Source organism: Achromobacter pestifer, from assembly GCF_013267355.1.
In the GTDB taxonomy this organism is placed as follows: Bacteria; Pseudomonadota; Gammaproteobacteria; order Burkholderiales; family Burkholderiaceae_B; genus Achromobacter; species Achromobacter pestifer_A.
This window is the reverse complement of sequence record NZ_CP053985.1, coordinates 4,809,507-4,826,102: the sequence shown is the minus strand read 5'-3', so window position 1 is coordinate 4,826,102 and position 16,596 is coordinate 4,809,507. Positions and strand designations below refer to the sequence as shown.

The 16,596-nt window shown below is 67.1% G+C and carries 20 protein-coding genes; 14 read left to right on the top strand and 6 right to left on the bottom strand.

The genetic code is table 11. The features are described 5' to 3' along the window. The first annotated feature begins 2 nt into the window (after window positions 1–2). Genes FOC84_RS22955 through FOC84_RS22935 form a run of 5 tightly spaced genes read left to right on the top strand, consistent with a single transcriptional unit; the run spans window position 3 to window position 3,961 of the window. The gene (locus FOC84_RS22955; RefSeq protein ID WP_173146469.1) at window positions 3–818 is read left to right on the top strand and encodes an ABC transporter permease; all 816 of its coding nucleotides are present in this window, start codon (window positions 3–5) and stop codon (window positions 816–818) included. Further along, window positions 818–1,639 carry an ABC transporter ATP-binding protein gene (locus FOC84_RS22950; protein WP_173146468.1) on the top strand — a complete coding sequence of 274 codons (822 nt, stop codon included), beginning with the start codon at window positions 818–820 and terminating at the stop codon, window positions 1,637–1,639. Before FOC84_RS22955 ends, FOC84_RS22950 begins: the two co-directional genes overlap by 1 nt. Before the next feature lie 24 nt (window positions 1,640–1,663). Then, on the top strand, window positions 1,664–1,846 hold the full coding sequence (locus FOC84_RS22945; protein ID WP_173146467.1) for a DUF4089 domain-containing protein: 183 nt from the start codon (window positions 1,664–1,666) through the stop codon (window positions 1,844–1,846). Continuing rightward, window positions 1,843–3,231 carry an AtzE family amidohydrolase gene (locus FOC84_RS22940; RefSeq protein WP_173146466.1) on the top strand — a complete coding sequence of 463 codons (1,389 nt, stop codon included), beginning with the start codon at window positions 1,843–1,845 and terminating at the stop codon, window positions 3,229–3,231. The genes FOC84_RS22945 and FOC84_RS22940 overlap by 4 nt, the downstream gene beginning before the upstream one ends. A gap of 22 nt (window positions 3,232–3,253) precedes the next feature. Further along, window positions 3,254–3,961: a GntR family transcriptional regulator gene (locus tag FOC84_RS22935; RefSeq protein WP_173146465.1), complete on the top strand. Its 708-nt coding sequence runs from the start codon at window positions 3,254–3,256 to the stop codon at window positions 3,959–3,961. A gap of 20 nt (window positions 3,962–3,981) precedes the next feature. On the opposite strand, the gene FOC84_RS22930 is transcribed toward FOC84_RS22935, so the two are convergent. Beyond that, window positions 3,982–4,521, bottom strand: a complete 540-nt coding sequence (locus FOC84_RS22930) for an antibiotic biosynthesis monooxygenase (RefSeq protein ID WP_173146464.1) — start codon at window positions 4,519–4,521, stop codon at window positions 3,982–3,984. A 200-nt stretch (window positions 4,522–4,721) separates the two neighbouring features. Between FOC84_RS22930 and hpxZ the strand changes: the two genes are divergently transcribed. Together hpxZ and FOC84_RS22920 are read left to right on the top strand one after the other, a co-directional pair. Beyond that, window positions 4,722–5,096 carry an oxalurate catabolism protein HpxZ gene (hpxZ, locus tag FOC84_RS22925; RefSeq protein WP_173146463.1) on the top strand — a complete coding sequence of 125 codons (375 nt, stop codon included), beginning with the start codon at window positions 4,722–4,724 and terminating at the stop codon, window positions 5,094–5,096. 130 nt (window positions 5,097–5,226) lie between these two features. Beyond that, a complete protein-coding gene (locus FOC84_RS22920; RefSeq protein WP_173146462.1) occupies window positions 5,227–5,781 on the top strand; it encodes an NADPH-dependent FMN reductase in 555 nt (184 codons plus the stop codon). 832 nt (window positions 5,782–6,613) lie between these two features. On the opposite strand, the gene FOC84_RS22915 is transcribed toward FOC84_RS22920, so the two are convergent. Then, a complete protein-coding gene (locus tag FOC84_RS22915) occupies window positions 6,614–6,829 on the bottom strand; it encodes a dodecin (RefSeq protein WP_088141994.1) in 216 nt (71 codons plus the stop codon). Between the two features lie 150 nt (window positions 6,830–6,979). Further along, window positions 6,980–7,882 (bottom strand): LysR family transcriptional regulator, encoded by a 903-nt coding sequence (locus tag FOC84_RS22910; RefSeq protein ID WP_173146461.1) that lies wholly within the window; start codon window positions 7,880–7,882, stop codon window positions 6,980–6,982. A gap of 113 nt (window positions 7,883–7,995) precedes the next feature. Here FOC84_RS22910 and FOC84_RS22905 point away from each other — a divergent pair, with 113 nt between their 5' ends. The 3 genes from FOC84_RS22905 to FOC84_RS22895 all read left to right on the top strand — a co-directional run bounded on the left by FOC84_RS22905 (window position 7,996) and on the right by FOC84_RS22895 (window position 10,217). After that, window positions 7,996–8,790, top strand: a complete 795-nt coding sequence (locus FOC84_RS22905; RefSeq protein WP_173146460.1) for an SDR family NAD(P)-dependent oxidoreductase — start codon at window positions 7,996–7,998, stop codon at window positions 8,788–8,790. 15 nt (window positions 8,791–8,805) lie between these two features. Beyond that, complete coding sequence (locus tag FOC84_RS22900) at window positions 8,806–9,819, top strand: zinc-binding alcohol dehydrogenase family protein (protein WP_173146459.1); 1,014 nt, start codon at window positions 8,806–8,808, stop codon at window positions 9,817–9,819. 164 nt (window positions 9,820–9,983) lie between these two features. Beyond that, window positions 9,984–10,217 (top strand): hypothetical protein, encoded by a 234-nt coding sequence (locus tag FOC84_RS22895; RefSeq protein WP_173150353.1) that lies wholly within the window; start codon window positions 9,984–9,986, stop codon window positions 10,215–10,217. A 51-nt stretch (window positions 10,218–10,268) separates the two neighbouring features. On the opposite strand, the gene FOC84_RS22890 is transcribed toward FOC84_RS22895, so the two are convergent. From FOC84_RS22890 to FOC84_RS22880, 3 genes are all read right to left on the bottom strand, one after another. Then, window positions 10,269–10,625: a hypothetical protein gene (locus FOC84_RS22890; protein ID WP_173146458.1), complete on the bottom strand. Its 357-nt coding sequence runs from the start codon at window positions 10,623–10,625 to the stop codon at window positions 10,269–10,271. A gap of 75 nt (window positions 10,626–10,700) precedes the next feature. Further along, window positions 10,701–11,609, bottom strand: coding sequence for an aldose 1-epimerase (locus FOC84_RS22885; RefSeq protein WP_173146457.1), 909 nt, complete (start codon window positions 11,607–11,609; stop codon window positions 10,701–10,703). A gap of 88 nt (window positions 11,610–11,697) precedes the next feature. Further along, window positions 11,698–12,588, bottom strand: coding sequence for a LysR substrate-binding domain-containing protein (locus FOC84_RS22880; protein WP_173146456.1), 891 nt, complete (start codon window positions 12,586–12,588; stop codon window positions 11,698–11,700). A 130-nt stretch (window positions 12,589–12,718) separates the two neighbouring features. On the opposite strand from FOC84_RS22880, the gene FOC84_RS22875 reads away from it, so the two are divergent. From FOC84_RS22875 to FOC84_RS22860, 4 genes are all read left to right on the top strand, one after another. Then, entirely contained in the window at window positions 12,719–13,507 is a 789-nt protein-coding gene (locus FOC84_RS22875) for a 3-hydroxybutyrate dehydrogenase (RefSeq protein WP_173146455.1), read from the top strand. A gap of 86 nt (window positions 13,508–13,593) precedes the next feature. Beyond that, window positions 13,594–14,904: a fumarylacetoacetase gene (gene fahA, locus FOC84_RS22870; RefSeq protein ID WP_173146454.1), complete on the top strand. Its 1,311-nt coding sequence runs from the start codon at window positions 13,594–13,596 to the stop codon at window positions 14,902–14,904. Between the two features lie 71 nt (window positions 14,905–14,975). Beyond that, the gene (locus tag FOC84_RS22865) at window positions 14,976–15,935 is read left to right on the top strand and encodes a Bug family tripartite tricarboxylate transporter substrate binding protein (protein ID WP_173146453.1); all 960 of its coding nucleotides are present in this window, start codon (window positions 14,976–14,978) and stop codon (window positions 15,933–15,935) included. A gap of 232 nt (window positions 15,936–16,167) precedes the next feature. Beyond that, window positions 16,168–16,575 carry a hypothetical protein gene (locus tag FOC84_RS22860; protein WP_173146452.1) on the top strand — a complete coding sequence of 136 codons (408 nt, stop codon included), beginning with the start codon at window positions 16,168–16,170 and terminating at the stop codon, window positions 16,573–16,575. Window positions 16,576–16,596: the final 21 nt, after the last annotated feature.

Here is a 16,596-nt window from a genome sequence, read left to right as displayed (position 1 = left end):
CCATGACCGCAACCACTGCAACGACCGCGGCCGGCGCCACCGGCTCGGCGCGCCCCGCGCGCAAATTCGACGCGACCCGCTTGCTGCCGCTGATCGGTCCGCTGGCCCTCTTCGTGGTGTGGGACCTGGTGGTGCGCCTGCAATTGGTCAGCCCCGTGCTGCTGCCCACGCCCAGCGCGGCGATCGCGGCGCTGGCCAAAGGCATGGCGGGCGGCCCGCTGCTGGCTGACTTCCTGGCGTCCCTGAACCGCACGCTGCAGGCCTTTGTCATCGCCGGCGTGATCGGCGTGCCGCTGGGCGTGCTGCTGGGCAGCAACGAGAAGGCCTACCGCAGCGTCGAATTCCTGGTGGACTTCTTCCGCTCCACGCCCTCTTCCGCGCTGATCCCGCTATTCCTGATGATCTTTGGCGTCACCGACATGAACAAGATCGCCATCGCCGCCTTCGCGGCGGTGCTGGTGATCCTGTTCAACAGCGCCTACGGCGTCATCAACGCCCGCAAGCAGCGCGTCATGGCGGCGCGCGTCATGGGCGCGTCGCGCTGGCGCATCTTCAAGGACGTGCTGATCTGGGAAAGCCTGCAATCCACCTTCGTGGGCCTGCGCAGTGGCGTGTCGATGGCGCTGGTCATCGTGATCGTGGCCGAAATGTTCATCGGCTCCGACAGCGGCCTGGGCAATCGCATCATCAACGCGCAGCAGGTGCTGAACGTGCGCGACATGTATGCGGCCATCCTCGCGGCCGGCGCGCTGGGCTATGTGCTGAACATTCTCTTTCTCGTGCTGGAAAAGCGCGTGGTCCACTGGAGCGGCCGCTGATGTCCATCGTCCTCAATCCCACCATCGCCCCCGGCCCCGCCGCCGCTCCGTTCGAGCCCGGTCCGCTGGGCACCCACATCACCATACGCGGGCTGACCAAGTACTTCGCCGGCTGGCCGTTGTACGAGGACTTCAACCTCGACATCCCCAAGGGCAAGATCGTGTCGGTGTTCGGCCCCAACGGCTGCGGCAAGTCCACGCTGATCAACATGATCGCCGGCCTGATTCCCATCGACTCGGGCGAGATCCTGTTCGACGGCAAGTCGCTGGCGCAGACCAAGATCGGCTACGTCTTCCAGAACTACCGCGAAGCCATGTTCCCGTGGCTGCGCACCATCGACAACATCGCCTATCCGCTGCGCCTGGAAGGTCGCGGCAAGGCCGAGGTGGACGCGCGGGTCGAAGAGCTGGTGGCCTCGTTCGACGTCAAGTTCGACCTGAACCGCTACCCCTACGAACTGTCCGGCGGACAGCAGCAGACCGCCTCGATCATGCGGGCGCTGGCGCCGGGACCGGAAGTGCTGTTCCTGGACGAGCCCTTCTCCGCGCTGGATTTCGAAATGACGCTGTTCATCCGCGAAAAGCTGCAGGAGGTCTTCATGCAGACCGGCACCACCATGCTGCTGGTGTCGCACGATCTGGAGGAAGCCGTGTACCTGGCCGACCAGGTGCTGCTGCTGACCAAGCGGCCGACCCGGGTCGCGGAGATCCTGGACTACCGCGACGCGCGTCCGCGCACCGTGGAAACGCTGTCCGAGCCCAGCTTCATCCAGATGAAGAAACTCAGCCTGGAAATCTTCCAGCGCGAAGTGCGCAAGTAACCCCCCCGTACCGGAGAGTCCGCCATGACCCAGGAAACCATCGACCAATACGTGCGCAGCGCCCTGGCGCTGGCTGGCTATGCCTTGCGCGAGCAGGCGGTGGCCGAAGTGACGCAGCAATTCGCGCGCATCCAGGACATCGCGGCCGGCTTCGTCGATGAGCCGCTGGCCGTGGAGCTGGAATCGGCCGCGGTGTTCCGTCCGTGAGCGGCCCCGCGCAGGATATCGCGCGCCAGGTCCGCGCCGGCGAACGCAGCGCCATGGCCGTACTGGACGCCACGCTGGCGCGCGTGCGCGAGCGCGACCCGGGCTACAACTGCTTCACGGCCATCACCGAAAGCCGGGCGCGGCAGGAAGCGGCGGCCATCGACGCGCGCCGCGCCCGCGGCGAGGCGCTGCCGCCGCTGGCGGGCGTGCCCTATGCGGTCAAGAACCTGTTCGACATCGCCGACCAAGTCACCCTGGCCGGGGCGCGGGTCAACGCCTCCAACCCGCCCGCGCGGCGCGACGCCAGGCTGGTCGAGCGCATGCGCGAGGCCGGCGCGGTGCTGATCGGCGCGCTGAACATGGACGAGCACGCTTATGGCTTCACCACGGAAAACAGCCACTACGGCGCCTGCCGCAACCCGCACGACACCACCCGCATCGCCGGCGGCTCGTCCGGCGGCAGTGCCGCCGCAGTCGCGGGCGGCCTGGTGCCGCTGACGCTGGGCTCGGACACCAACGGCTCGATCCGCGTGCCCGCCTCGCTGTGCGGCGTGTTCGGCCTGAAGCCCACCTTCGGCCGCTTGTCGCGCGCCGGCTCGTTTCCGTTCGTCGGCAGCCTCGACCACCTGGGGCCGTTCGCGGCCAGCGCCAGCGACCTTGCCGCCGCCTACGACGCGCTGCAAGGCACCGACGCCGACGACGTGGCCTGCGCCGAACGCCCGGCCGACCCCGCGCTGGCGGCGCTGGCCGGCGGCATGCGCGGACTACGGGTGGCGGTGCTGGGCGGCTACTTTTCCGAATGGGCCGGACCGCAGGCCCGCCGCGCCGTCGAGATCGCGGCGCGCGCGCTGGACGCCACGGCCGTGGTCGAACTGCAGGGCGCGGCCCAGGCGCGCGCCGCCGCCTTCGTCATCACCGCGGCGGAAGGCGGCGCCCTGCATCGCCGCAGGCTCGTCACACACTACGACTACTACGAACCGCTGTCGCGCGACCGGCTGGTCGCAGGCAGCCTCGTGCCCGCGGCCTGGGCGCAGCAGGCGCAGCGCATCCGCCATCGCGTCTATCGCGAAGCGCTGGCGCTGTTCGAGCACTACGACGTGCTGATCGCCCCCGCCACCCCGGTGCCGGCCACGCCCATCGGCTCGGACTGGCTGACGCTGGCCGGCCAGCGGCTGCCGGCCCGCGCCAGCATGGGCATCCTGACGCAGCCGCTGTCATGCATCGGCCTGCCGGTCTGCGCCGCGCCGGTCTGGCCCGAAGCCGGACAGGACGACCACCTGCCGCTGGGCGTGCAGCTGATCGGCGCGCCCTGGCGCGAAGCCGATTGCCTGCGCGCGGCGCAGGCGCTGCAACAGGCCGGCATTGCCCGCGCCCGCCCTCTTTGAACCACCGATCCGAGGCCACGACATGGGAACCGCCTTCGCCATCATCGACATACCGCGCACGCTGGCCGACACCGCCTACGGCACGCTGAAGCGGGACATCCTGGACTTCCGGCTGGCGCCGGGCGACCGCTTCACCGAAACCGAGATCGCCGACCGCCTGCAGGTCAGCCGCACGCCGGTGCGCGAGGCCCTGTTCCGCCTGGAGCGGGAAGGCTATCTGGAGGTGCGCCAGCGCAACGGCTGGCTGGTCAAGCCGCTGGACTTCAACACGCTGGACCATTTCTACGAGCTGCGCAGCGTGCTGGAAGCGGCCGCGGTGCAAGCGCTGTGCGCGTCGGCCAGCGCCGCCGAACGCCAGCGCGCGCTGCGCCCGCTGGCCGACGTCTGGCTGGTGGACCCAAGCGAACGCTCCAGCGACTGCGAGCGGCTGGCGGATCTGGACGAGCGCTTCCACATCGATCTGGTCGCCGCGGCCGGCAACCCCGAGATCGCGCGCGTGCATCGCGCCGCCACCGAACGCATCCGCATCGTGCGGCGGCTGGACTTCACCCTGCCCGAGCGCATCGGCAAGACCTATGAAGAGCACGCGGCCATCCTGGAAGCGGCGCTGGCCGGCGACGCGCCGCGCGCGGTTGCGCTACTGCACGCGCATATCCAGGGCAGCCAGGCCGCGGTGCGCAAGATCACGCTGCACCGGCTGTATTCCTCCCGTGGCGCGCGCGCGGCCTGAGAGGGCCGCGCATGCCCACGTCAGCCCGCGCGCAGCCAGCGATGCAGCATGCGCGCCACCAATGGCATGCAGATGAACACCATGACGGGCGTCAGCGCTACGCTGGTGATCAGCACGCGCCAGAATACCGGCAGCAGGCTCAGGGGTTCGCTGACCAGGACGGAGAACACAAGCAACACCGGGAAGTAGGCCAGCCAGATGCTGACGGCCTGCTTCCAGCGCGGCGGCGCGCTGGTCCTGGGCGCAAACCAGTCGTCCGTGCCGCTGACGCGCCGCTCGTGGCTGGCGCGCACCAGCGCCGCTCCGCGTTCCAGCCACATGCGGCGCGGCAGGGAATTTTCCCAACGGCCGAGGCTGGCCGCATCGGCAAAGCGCAGGACGATCTGGTACTGGTCGCCGCCTTCCGCGGGCTGCAGCACGCCAGATCCAAGAAAGCCCGGGAAACCTGCCGCGAGGATTTCGCCCTGGCGCATCCAGGACAGGAAATCGCCATAGCGCTCGGGCGCGATGTGCCGGGTGACCAGCATGGTGACCGGGGCGGAAACGGTAGAACGGGACATGGCGGAACTCCTGGAACGGCGCGCAGCTTGTTATGCAGTATTAACCCTAGCAAGCGGCATGCCAGGATTGCCGTGCCGCGCTCCCCCACGAGGCCGAAATACCGCGGCTCTCGGGATGGATGCGCCGCACCGCAGGACACACCACATTGGTGATTACCCCTACATTTCGCACCACAACGGTGCCAACTGGAGCAGCAAGCATGGATATCAATCTGCCCGACGTCGTGGCGGAAGTCACAGCCGCCCTGGACCGCTACGAAACCGCCCTGGTGAACAATCAGGTGGAGGTTCTGGATGTGCTCTTCTGGAACAGCCCTCACACGCTGCGCTACGGCGCAGGCGAAAATCTCTACGGCTACGATGCCATCCGCGCCTTCCGCGCGGCGCGTTCGCCGCAAGGCCTGGCCCGCCGCGTGTTGCTCACGGTCGTCACCACCTACGGCCAGGATTTCGCAACGGCCAATCTGGAATTCCAGCGCGACGGCAGCGACCGCATCGGCCGGCAAAGCCAGACCTGGATGCGCACGCCTGAAGGATGGCGCGTGGTCGCTGCCCATGTCAGCCTGATGAGCTGATGCACCGGCCCGCGCGCGGCCGACATCAGGGCGTCATGATCCTGAATAAACATATCCGCGATCGAGATTGAGCGGGCTTGCTTACAGGTCTACACTGACATTCCCGTCCACCCCTTGGAGCCTGCGCCCCATGAGCACCTACAAGATTGCCGTTTTCGTCGGAAGCCTGCGCGCTGCCTCGTTCAACCTGCGGCTGGCCCGCGCGCTGGAAAAGCTGGTGCCCGCGGACTTCAAGTTCGAATACGTGAGCCTGGGCGACGTGCCGCTCTACAACCAGGACAACGAGAACAACCTGCCGGCCCCCGCCGCCAAGCTCAAGCAGCAGATCGCCGACGCGCAAGGCATCCTGTTCGTTTCGCCCGAGCACAACCGCTCCGTGCCCGCCGCCATCAAGAACGCCATCGATTGGGGCTCGCGTCCCTGGGGCCAGAACTCCTGGACCGGCAAGGCCGTCGGCATCGTCGGCACCTCGCCCAGCGCCGCCGGCACCGCGCTGATGCAACAGCACCTGCGCAACATCATGGCCGCCGAAGGCGCCAACGCCCTGACCACGCCCGAGGTCTTCCTGCAGTTCACGGAAGGCCTGGTCGACGACCAGTACAACATCACCAACGAAGGCACCCGCAAGTTCCTGCAAGGCTGGGTGGACCGCTACGTGGACTGGATCAAGAAGTTCAACGCCTGATCGCCGCCGCTGCCGGCACGGGCTCCTCCCGGCCGGCAGAGATCGCCCGTCTACCTCCGGGCGATCCAGCCCCCCGATACGTCGGGGGGCTTTTTTTTTGCAGCGGCGACGGTCGCCGCTGGTGCATCCAATCCGCCAGAGCGCCGACCCGCCGCCGGGCCGCCCCAAGGCGGGCCAGCCCCCTCGGGGGGCAGCAAGCGAGCGCAGCGAGTGCGGCGTGGGGGCTCACACTACACCTCACACTTATCCCCGCCAACTGTGGAGAAGGTTGAGGACAGCCTTGGGGCATAGTGAAAATTCCCTGCCCTGCCAAGTACTTGCAAGGGGCGGTCAAAAAATGCGCAATCATCCTTTTGGATGATTTTTGACGCACTTATCCACCGAAATCAGAGTGAACCTGCGGACTGGCGCGGCAGTTGCGCCGAAATGTGGATTTGTCCCCGCGTTCTGTGGAAAAACATGAGGACAGTATGAGGGCAGGTCGGAAATTTCCTTGCATATCAACCGCCTGCAAGGGGTGGTCAAAAATGGCTCAAACGCCGTATCGAAGCGCCAAGGTTGTCCCCGCCAAATGTGGATAAGCCTGAGGACAGTATGAGGGCAGCATGCAAAAAGCCTTATGCGCCAAGCACTTGAAGGGGCCGCTCAAGAAACGCTCACTGCCGGCAGGTTCACGATGCCACGGCAGACCACGAGGACGGCAGGCGAAAGGGAAGCAGGCTTGTCCCCACCGAATGTGGACAAGCCTCTGAACAGTCGGATAACAAGCCGGAAAAGTCCTTATCCGACAATCACTTGGAAGGCGTGCTCAAGAAAGAAGCAGCAAGCGGACTCATTCGTTCCCTTCCAGCCGCATGCCTATCTTCATGCCGACCTGCCAGTACGCCACCTTGCCGTCCTTGATGTGGCCGCGCACTTCGGTGACTTCGAACCAGTCCAGGTTGCGCAGCGTCTCGGAAGCACGCGCGATGGCCTGGGAGATGGCGTCGTCGGTGGACTTGGTGGATGAACCCACCAGTTCGATTTGCTTGTAGACATGATTCGACATAGCTCGTCTCCGCTAAGGGGGGTGAGTCGTGAATCGGCGGCCTGGCGGCGGTGTTCCGGCGCGTGCGACCGGCAATCCATTCGAACACACAGCATACGCCCACGGCGCTGGAGTGGTGTTACGAGTTTCGTCGCAACCGCCCCGCCGCGGCTAGCCCGCCTCGAAAGCCTTGAAGCGCTCGTGCAGGAACTCGCGCAGGCGCTTGACCGCAGGCGACAGCAGCATGCGGTGCACGCACAGCAGATACAGCGGCGACGGCTCGCTGGTGTAGTCGGCCAGGACCTCGATGAGCCTGCCGGCCCGCAGGTCGGCCAGCACGTCAAAGCGCGACTTGTAGGCCAGGCCATGGCCGGCCAGCGCCCAGCGGCGCACCAGTTCACCATCATCGCCGACGCGGTCGCCCTTGACCGGAATGGTGAGGGCGGCGCCCTCGTGCCTGAAGACCCAGCGGTCGTGCAGGGTTTCGCCCAGAACGAAGGACAGGCAGTTGTGGCGGCGCAGGTCTTCGGGCGCCCGCGGCACGCCATGACGCGCAAGATAGGCGGGCGAGGCGCACACCACGCGGCGGTTGTGCTCGGACAGCGGCAGGGCCACCAGCCCCGAGTCGTTCGGCGTGCCATAACGCACCGCCAGATCCACCGGCTGGCGGTACAGGTCGGCCAGGCGATCGCTGATGCGCACCTGGAAGTTGACCCGTGGATGCCGTTCCTGGAATTCATCCAGCCACGGCAGCAGCACATGGCGGCCCAGATCGGACGGGATGGACAAGGACAACGTGCCGGAGATCTCTGTCTTGTTGCGCGCCACGGCGTTCTTGCCCGCTTCCAGCGCCGACAGCGCCGCACGGGCATGCTCCAGATAGCGTTCGCCGTCGCTGGTCAGCCGCAGGCTGCGCGTCGAGCGTACGAACAGGCGCGCTTCGAGCGCCTGCTCCAGCCGCTTGAGCGCGGCGCTTGCGACCGCGGGCGTCAGGTCCAGCTCACGTGCGGCGGCGGAAAAGCTGCCCTGGTCCGCCGCTGCCATGAATATCCTCAGATCCTCGAACCGCACCATGCCGGCCTCATTTTCAAAAAATTATTGAAACTGACTGCGATGCTAGCCGCTTTTTCTCTGGTTTGGACTGGGTAATCATGGCTCCATTCCCCGACACGCAAGGAGTCACCCCCATGAAAATCGAACTGAACGGCAAAAAGGCCCTGGTCACCGGATCGTCCGGCGGCATCGGCCTGGCCATCGCCGCAGGCCTGGCCGAAGCCGGCGCCGACGTCGTGCTCCACGGCCGCAACGCCGATAAGCTGGCGCAGGCCGCCGCCTCCCTCGTCAAGCAGTTTCCCGCCGCCCGCGTGAGCACGGTGCAGGCCGATCTCACCACCGCCGACGGCGCGGCCTCGATCTCGGCCGCCCACCCCGACGTCGACATTCTGATCAACAACGCCGGCTACTTCGCGCCCAAGTCCTTCACCGAAATCACGGACGACGACTGGCAGTACATGCTGGACACCAACGTCATGAGCGGCGTGCGCCTGTCGCGCTACTACCTGCCGCGCATGCTGGCCGCCGGCTGGGGCCGCATCGTGTTCATTTCCAGCGAATCCGCGGTGCAGATCCCCGCCGAGATGATCCACTACGGCGTCAGCAAGACCGCCTTGCTGGGCGTGTCGCGCGGGCTGGCCGAACTGACCGCCGGCACCGGCGTCACCGTCAACGCCGTGCTGCCCGGCCCCACGCGCTCGGAAGGCGTATCGGACTTCTTCGCCGAAATGGCCAAGGAGCAAGGCGTGACGCAGGACCAGATGGAACGCGACTTCATCGCCCAGCACCGGCCCACTTCGCTGCTGCGGCGCCTGGCGACCGTGGAAGAAGTGGCCAACATGGTCGTCTACACCTGCTCGACGCAAGCCTCGGCCACCAACGGCGCGGCGCTGCGCGTGGACGGCGGCGTGGTGCGTTCCATCATCTGAGCCCGGCACGCAACCATGAAAGCCATCGCCTTTTTCAAGAACCTGCCCGCCGACCACCCCGAGGCACTGCAGGACATCACCCTGGCCGACCCCGTCCCGGGCGGCCACGACCTGCTGGTCGAGGTCCGCGCCATCTCGGTGAATCCGGTGGACGTGAAGATCCGCGCCAACCGCAAGCCCAAGGACGGCCAGCCCGAGGTCATAGGCTGGGATGCCGCCGGCATCGTGCGGGCAGTGGGTGCAAAGACCAGCCTGTTCAAGCCCGGCGACCGCGTCTGGTATGCAGGCGCGCTGAACCGACCCGGCGCCAACAGCGAGCTACATGCGGTGGACGAGCGCATCGTTGGCCGCATGCCCGCAAGCCTGGACTACGCGCAGGCCGCGGCGCTGCCGCTGACCACCATCACCGCGTGGGAGCTGCTGTTCGACCGGCTGCGCGTGCTGGACAACGCCGCCCCCAGCCAGGGCAGCCTGCTGGTCATCGGCGCCGCGGGCGGCGTAGGTTCCATCCTGGTGCAGCTGGCGCGCCAACTGACCGGCCTGACGGTGATCGGCACCGCCTCGCGTCCGGAAACCCAGGCCTGGGTGCGCGATCTGGGCGCGCATCACGTCATCGACCACAGCCGGCCGCTGGCCGCCGAGCTCAAGCGCATCGGCTTCGAGCACGTCAGCCACATCGCCGGCCTGACCCAGACCGACCAGCATTTCGCGCAGATGGCCGAAGCGATTGCGCCGCAAGGCAAGATCGCCCTGATCGACGATCCCTCCGCCATCGACGTGCGCCTGCTCAAGTCCAAGTCGGCGTCGCTGCATTGGGAGTTCATGTTCGCGCGTCCGCTGCACGGCACGCCCGACATGATCGCGCAGCACGAGTTGCTGAACCAGGCCGCCCGCCTGATCGACGAAGGCACGCTGCGCACCACGCTGGGCGCGCACTACGGCAAGATCAATGCCGAAAACCTGCGTCGCGCGCACGCCTTCATCGAAAGCGGCAAGGCGCAGGGCAAGATCGTGCTGGAAGGGTTCTAGGGTCCAATCGCGATGCCTCGCCGCGCCCGGCGGCGAGGCATCTCGCAATTGCAAGCAGAAAGCAGTACAAACTCGACTGCGCGCAAACGCATGCGCAATGCCATCGGGAGTCTCTTCTGCTCGACCACATTCTCAATCAGGCGCTTGAACCCGTGCTCTGGGGGATGGTGGCCTTCACCCTGCTGATGCTGCGGCTGGCCCCTTTGCAAGGATGGAAGGCCGCCATCGTCGCCGGCATCACGGCCGGGCTGGTCTTCGACACCGTGCAGTTCCGCGTGGGGCCGCCACGCCTGTGGGACTCGCAAGTGCTGGGTTCGGTGTTGGCCGCCCTGCTGGCGGCCGCCGTGCTGGAACTGCTGTTCCTGCTGCTACGCCGTTCGCGCGCCGAGCGGGCCTGACATATCGAACCGGCATCCGGCCCCGGCCGGATGCGCGTCAGGCGCGTTCTTTCAAGCGCGCCCTTCCCGCTTGGCGCGGGCGTGGGGATCATTGATCTCGGCTTCCAGCTCGGCGATCAACCACTCCAGCCAGCCATTTTCACTGCGCGCGTAAACCACCGCGGCAGGCGTCTTGCCCGCGCGCCAGCCCGGCTGGTGCGCGTCCATCCACGCGCCCAGGCTCTTGTGCGGCGCAAGCAAGCCGGACAGCCACGACCACAGATAGTCGGGTACGTTGCGGCGGAATCCTTGCGCGCAGGCGTAGAGCGTGGGCTCAAGCGGCAGGTTGCCGGCGCGGGCCAGCCTCGCCTGCACGCGGCGCAGCGTCTCGGCCGCAGCCTGCAATTGTTCGGTGCTGAGCTTTTTCATTGGAGGACTCCTGAACTTGGTTTGCCCGGATTATCGCCGCAGGCAGGGGCGCTTTCAAAGCGCCGCTTGCAGGCATCAGGAACGCGCCGGTCGGGGCGGCTCCAAGCCGAACAATGCGGTCGCGGTAAAGCGCGCCCCGGGCTCAAGCACCCGCATGCCGCTGCGGGCTTCGCCGCCCGCCGCGAGGTTGAACGCGTCCGCCACATTGGTGACCGGCTCGACGCAAAGGAATTCCGATCCGCCCGCCGTGTAGACCACCAGGTGCGCAAACGCCGGATCGGCGTGCAGCGACAGCTGGTGCCCATCGGGCCAATGCAGAGTGGCCCGTCCTTCCCACTGCGACAGGTAGGTATCGCAGCCGCTGGCCGAGCGCCGCAGCTCGCGCACGTGGACGGTCTTGCTGCCGGCGGGCAATCCGTCGGCGTCCGCCGCCCACTCGCGGCGCGCATGCAGCGTGACGCGCTCGGCCGTGAAATAGGGATGCAGGCCCAGGCCGCAGGGCATGGGCGTATCGCCAAGATTGACGATGGCAAGCGCCACGCTCAGGCCGCGCGCATCCAGTTGGTAGCGCTGCACGCATTCGAACGGCCAGGGCCAGCCCAGCACGCCGGCGGGCTGCTCCAGCACCAGGTCGACGCTGTCCGCGCCCTGGCTGCGCACGCGCCACGGTTGATGCAAGCCCGCGCCGTGGATCGCATGGGGCCGGCCGGGCACGGACTGCAAGGCGTGCCTGGCGCCGTTGAAGGTGAACACGCCATCGCGAATGCGGTTGGAGTACGGCGCCAACGGATACGAGCCCGCCCGCGGCCAACGCCCGGCGGGCCACTGCGTGTCGGTCAGGGGCACGATCCATTCATGAGCGCCGGTGGACAGCCGGGTCAGGCGGCCGCCGCCGCCCGGCGCGAACTCGGCTTGGTGCTCGCCGCTGGTGATGGTGATGCGCTCGCTGGCGTCCAGCGTGGCCGGGACGGGAAGATGCTGCATGGACATAGGACTCCGGCGGTATGAACAGGGCCGCGCGTTGCGATTGTGCCGTCTGCGGATGGGCAGGGGCAAGCGCGCACCGTCTCCCTCACACCGTCTCCGCCCCGACGCCGCACAGCGCCAGCAGCCGCCCCAAGGCCGGATTCTGGTTGGTCTCCAGCCAGGCGATGCCGTGCTGCAGCTTGGGCGCGTCCGCAGGCAGCGGGCGAAACACCACGCCCTCCATGTTGAAGGATTCGATGTCGCGCGGAATGATGGCCACGCCGGTGCCGGCCGCAACCAGGCACAGCAGGGTCTGGGACGCTTCCGTTTCCCGCAGCACGCGCGGCAGGAAACCCGCCTCCAGGCAGATCGCATCCATGGCGCCGCGCAAGTGGAAGCCCTTGCCCGAGGGATAGGCGATGAACGGCTCTTGTGCCAGATCCGCGACGCGCAATTCGGCCTTGGCGGCCAGCGGATGCGCGTCGGCCAGCGCAATGGAAAACTCGCTGAGCATGAACTCGTGCGACACGATGTGCTTGCCTTCCAGCGGCAGAAAACACAAGGCTGCATCCAGCGTGCCGTCCAACAATTTCAGCCGCAATTCCCCGGTGGGCAGCGGACCCTGGATGTCCAACGCGATATCGCTGTAATGGCGCCGGCAATCGCGCACCAGCCCCGGCAGGCGCACATGGCTGGCGCGTCCGGTGTAGCCCAGCCGCAGGCTGCCGGTCTCGCCCCGGCCGGCCTTGCGGCAGGCCTCCACGGCGCCGTCGAGCTGCCGGAACATCGGCTGGATGCTGTCCAGGAACACGCGGCCCGCCACCGTCAGCGCCACCTTGCGCGTGCTGCGGTCGAACAGCTTCACGCCCAGTTCGTCTTCGAGTTCGCGGATGCGCTGACTCAAGGGCGGTTGGGCGATGTGCAGGCGCAAGGCGGCCCGCGTGAAGTTCAGTTCCGTGGCAAGGACCATGAAGCTTTGCAGGTGGCGCAATTCCATGAGCGGCTTTGGGAGTGTCGACTATTTATATTCCATGAATATAAATCATCCATCGATAATAAATTGGACGACTCAATCGCCACGCCCTAACCTGCCACGCATCCCATAACGACACAGCGTGGAGACAAGCATGGCTGATCTTTCGGGGCGGGTAGCCCTGGTAACCGGTTCGACCAGCGGCATCGGCCTGGCGGTGGCGCGGCGCCTGGCGCGCTCCGGCGCGACCCTGGTGCTCAACGGCCTGGCCGACGCCGCCGCGGCCGATGCGCTCTGCGCCGAATTCCGCGATACCTATGGCGTGCCGGCCCGTTTCCAGCCCTGCGACCTGCGCAAGCCAGCCCAGATCGAGGCCATGATGGCCGAGCTGAACCACGTTTACGGCGCACTGGACATCCTGGTCAACAATGCCGGCATCCAGCACGTCAGCCAGATCGAAGCCTTCCCGGTCGACAAGTGGGACGACATGATCGCGGTCAACCTGTCGGCCAGTTTCCACACCATACGCACCGCGCTGCCTGCCATGCGCGCCCGCAACTGGGGCCGCATCGTCAACATGGCGTCCATCAGCGGCTTGCGCGGCCGCGCTGGCAAGACCGGCTACAACGCCACCAAGCATGGCTTGATCGGCCTGACCAAATCCGTGGCGCTGGAAACCGCGCAGACTGCCATCACCTGCAATGCCATCTGCCCTGGCTGGGTGCACACGCCGCTGGTGCAGAAGCAGATCGACGCGCTGGCCGAGCGCGAAGGCCTGGACAATGCCGCGGCCACCAACCAGCTGCTGGGCCTGCGTCAGCCTTCGGGCAAGTTCGTCACACTGGAGCAGATTGCCGGCCTGTGCGAATTCTTCTGCTCAGCCGACGCCGACGAAGTCCGCGGCGTGGCCTGGGCCATGGACGGCGGCACGACTGCAGCCTGAAACCGCAACGACGGCCTCAATTGACTATGCGCGCCGGCCGGGCAGCGGCGCGCGGCAATACCGATAATGCCCGCGAGGAGTACAAGATGCTGGACCACACCCACGCGCCCACCGCCAAGAGCTGGGTCGACGGAGCCGACGGCCATCCGGATTTTCCGGTGCAGAACCTGCCGATGGGCGTGTTCCGCCGCGATGGCGGCGCGCCACGGGTCGGCGTCGCCATCGGCGAGCACGTGCTGGATGTCCGGGCCGCCCTGGAGCTGGGCCTGCTGGACGGGCTGGATCCTGCCTCGCGCCAGGCCCTGTCGGCGCGACGCCTCAACGATTGGATGGCCTTGCCCGCCGCGGCCCGCAAATCCGTGCGGCATGCCTTGTTCGCGCTGCTGGACGCCACGCACCCGGACAACGCGCGGCACGCGGCGCAGGCCGATCGCCTGCTGCATCCTCAGTCCCAATGCGAGCTGCTGCTGCCCGCGGACGTGGGCGACTACACCGATTTCTATGCCGGCATCCATCACGCGACCCACGTGGGCAAGCTGTTCCGGCCCAACAACCCGCTGATGCCGAACTACAGGCACGTACCCATCGCCTACCATGGCCGCGCCTCCTCCATCTGCGCGTCCGACACGCCCGTGCGGCGGCCGCGCGGCCAGGTCAGGACCGCGGCCGGCGTCGACACCCCAGCCTTCCGGCCCTCGGCGCAACTGGACTTCGAACTGGAACTGGCAATCTGGATCGGCCCCGGCAATGCGCTCGGGGAGCCGGTGCCACTGGAACTCGCGGCCGGCCACGTAGCCGGCTACGGCCTGCTGAACGACTGGTCCGCCCGCGACATCCAGGCCTGGGAATACCAGCCGCTGGGACCGTTCCAGGGCAAGAATTTCGCGTCCACGGTTTCGCCCTGGCTCGTGACCAGCGAGGCGCTGGCCCCGTTCCGCCGCGCCGCGATGCCGCGCGGCGACGCCGACCCCGAACTGCTGCCCTACCTGCGCAACGCGGAGGACGCGGCCACCGGCGGGCTGGCGATCGCGTTGCAAGCATGGCTGTCCACGCCGCTCATGCGCGAACGCGCGCAGGCGCCGCGGCAGTTGTCGGCATCCGACGCGCGCCACCTGTACTGGACGCCCGCGCAGATGGTTGCGCAGCACACGCTGGGCGGCTGCAACCTGCGTCCGGGCGACCTGCTGGGCTCGGGCACCATCTCCGCGCCCGACGACAGCGGCCACGGCAGCCTGCTCGAACTGACGCACGGCGGCACGCAGCCCATTACCCTGCCCTCGGGCGAAACCCGGCTGTTCCTGGAGGCCGGAGACGAAATCACCCTGACGGCCCATTGCAGCCGCGAGGGTTTCCAGCGCATCGGCTTCGGTTCCTGCCGCGCGCGCATCATCGATTGACGTTCAATACCAGGCATCCCGCTAGACCTGGAGCCGGCCGGCGAGCCGGCGGCACACAAAGGAGGAATGACATGAAGAAGATCTTGGCAGCAGGCATGATGGTCCTGGCCAGCGCAGGCAGCGCCCCGGCGCTGGCGCAGGACTTCCCCAACCACCCGATCCGCCTGATCATCCCCTACTCCGCCGGCGGGGTCACCGACGTGGTCGGCCGCGCCCTGGCCGAGCAGTCCGGCAAGCGCCTCGGCCAGACCGTGGTGGTCGAAAACAAGACCGGCGCCAACGGCACCCTGGGCGCCACCCAGATGCTCAACACCGCAGCCGACGGCTATACGGTCACCATGGTGCCCATCGGCATCTTCCGCATGCCGCACATCACCGGCACGCGCTACGACCCGGTCAAGGACTTGACCTACATCTCGATGATCGCCGGCTACAACTACTACGTCGCGGTCGCCGCGGACTCGCCCTGGAAGACGCTGGACGACCTGGTCGCCTATGCCAAGTCCAAGCCCGACGCGATTTCCTACGGCACGCCGGGCGCCTACAGCAGCCAGCACATCGCCATGGTGCAGCTGGGCGAAGCCGCCCAGGCCAAGTGGACCCATGTGCCTTACAAGGGCGACGCCGACGCGCTCACCGCCATGCTGGGCGGCCATATCCAGGTTCTGGTCGGCGCCAGCACCATCCTGCCCTACGTGGCCTCGGGCAAGGTCCGCATCCTTGCGTCGCTGGGCGACAAGCGCTCGCCCGACCTGCCGGACGTCCCCACCCTGAAGGAAGCCGGCTATCCCGTGGTCCACACCTCGCCGTTCGGCATCGCCGGCCCCAAGGGCATGGACCCGGCCGTCATCGCCAAACTCGACGGCGCCTTCCGCGACACGCTCAAGGACGACGCCTTCCTGGCCCTGCTGCGCCAGTCCGGCGTATCGCCGCAGTACATGGATACCGTGACCTACACCAAGGCCGCCCAGGCCAGCGCGGATACCGAGCGTGAGGTCATCAAGAAGTTGGGCAACATCATGAACAAGTGAGGTCCGGACCAGATCAGCGTCCGTCGGATCCAGCGCCCTCGCATGCGTGACAAGATGTAAAACATCAAGTACCCAAGAGACGCCCCAGCAATGGGGCGTTTTCCGTTGGGACGGATTCTGGCCCATGCGGGATGTGGAATACGCGCCACACCCCCCACTTTCCATGTCGGCGACCTGCTGGCATCATGCGGCGCGTAGGGCACCTGTCAAGCATCTGAACAAGGAAAAAAAAGTGCGATTCAGTTTTCTCAAGGCCCTGCTAGTCTGCCTGTGCGGCGCCATGCTGAGCGCCTGCACCACCTGGGACGTGGCGATGCTGCGCCACAAGGGCAAGCCGGTCAACGACATCGTGACCGAGTGGGGCGTCCCCGATCGCGTGTACGCCAGTGAAGACCTACCGATCGGGCAATTGGTCTACATGTGGCAGACCTCCGGCGAAGTCTCGTGGGACGAGGCCGTCGGCACCTTCTATGTCCCCCCGCCGGGCGGCGTCAGCTACGGCTTCGGCAACAACACGGGCACCCTCTACCAGCGCCGCACCGGCGTCGCCAGCTGCTACACCATGCTCCACGTCGACGAGAAAGGCATCGTCGTCGGCGGCGATCTCGTCAACAACGGCACGACCTGCAAAATGTGGTGATGGCGGCGCCAGGCGGATCGC

What these genes read in the sequence shown, in the direction of transcription:
- FOC84_RS22955 (WP_173146469.1), top strand. Translation starts at nt 3, where the DNA reads ATGACCGCAACCACTGCAACGACCGCGGCCGGCGCCACCGGCTCGGCG.
- FOC84_RS22950 (WP_173146468.1), top strand. Translation starts at nt 818, where the DNA reads ATGTCCATCGTCCTCAATCCCACCATCGCCCCCGGCCCCGCCGCCGCT.
- FOC84_RS22945 (WP_173146467.1), top strand. Translation starts at nt 1,664, where the DNA reads ATGACCCAGGAAACCATCGACCAATACGTGCGCAGCGCCCTGGCGCTG.
- FOC84_RS22935 (WP_173146465.1), top strand. Translation starts at nt 3,254, where the DNA reads ATGGGAACCGCCTTCGCCATCATCGACATACCGCGCACGCTGGCCGAC.
- FOC84_RS22930 (WP_173146464.1), bottom strand. Translation starts at nt 4,521, where the DNA reads ATGTCCCGTTCTACCGTTTCCGCCCCGGTCACCATGCTGGTCACCCGG.
- hpxZ (WP_173146463.1), top strand. Translation starts at nt 4,722, where the DNA reads ATGGATATCAATCTGCCCGACGTCGTGGCGGAAGTCACAGCCGCCCTG.
- FOC84_RS22920 (WP_173146462.1), top strand. Translation starts at nt 5,227, where the DNA reads ATGAGCACCTACAAGATTGCCGTTTTCGTCGGAAGCCTGCGCGCTGCC.
- FOC84_RS22915 (WP_088141994.1), bottom strand. Translation starts at nt 6,829, where the DNA reads ATGTCGAATCATGTCTACAAGCAAATCGAACTGGTGGGTTCATCCACC.
- FOC84_RS22910 (WP_173146461.1), bottom strand. Translation starts at nt 7,882, where the DNA reads ATGGTGCGGTTCGAGGATCTGAGGATATTCATGGCAGCGGCGGACCAG.
- FOC84_RS22905 (WP_173146460.1), top strand. Translation starts at nt 7,996, where the DNA reads ATGAAAATCGAACTGAACGGCAAAAAGGCCCTGGTCACCGGATCGTCC.
- FOC84_RS22900 (WP_173146459.1), top strand. Translation starts at nt 8,806, where the DNA reads ATGAAAGCCATCGCCTTTTTCAAGAACCTGCCCGCCGACCACCCCGAG.
- FOC84_RS22895 (WP_173150353.1), top strand. Translation starts at nt 9,984, where the DNA reads ATGGTGGCCTTCACCCTGCTGATGCTGCGGCTGGCCCCTTTGCAAGGA.
- FOC84_RS22890 (WP_173146458.1), bottom strand. Translation starts at nt 10,625, where the DNA reads ATGAAAAAGCTCAGCACCGAACAATTGCAGGCTGCGGCCGAGACGCTG.
- FOC84_RS22885 (WP_173146457.1), bottom strand. Translation starts at nt 11,609, where the DNA reads ATGCAGCATCTTCCCGTCCCGGCCACGCTGGACGCCAGCGAGCGCATC.
- FOC84_RS22880 (WP_173146456.1), bottom strand. Translation starts at nt 12,588, where the DNA reads ATGGAATTGCGCCACCTGCAAAGCTTCATGGTCCTTGCCACGGAACTG.
- FOC84_RS22875 (WP_173146455.1), top strand. Translation starts at nt 12,719, where the DNA reads ATGGCTGATCTTTCGGGGCGGGTAGCCCTGGTAACCGGTTCGACCAGC.
- fahA (WP_173146454.1), top strand. Translation starts at nt 13,594, where the DNA reads ATGCTGGACCACACCCACGCGCCCACCGCCAAGAGCTGGGTCGACGGA.
- FOC84_RS22865 (WP_173146453.1), top strand. Translation starts at nt 14,976, where the DNA reads ATGAAGAAGATCTTGGCAGCAGGCATGATGGTCCTGGCCAGCGCAGGC.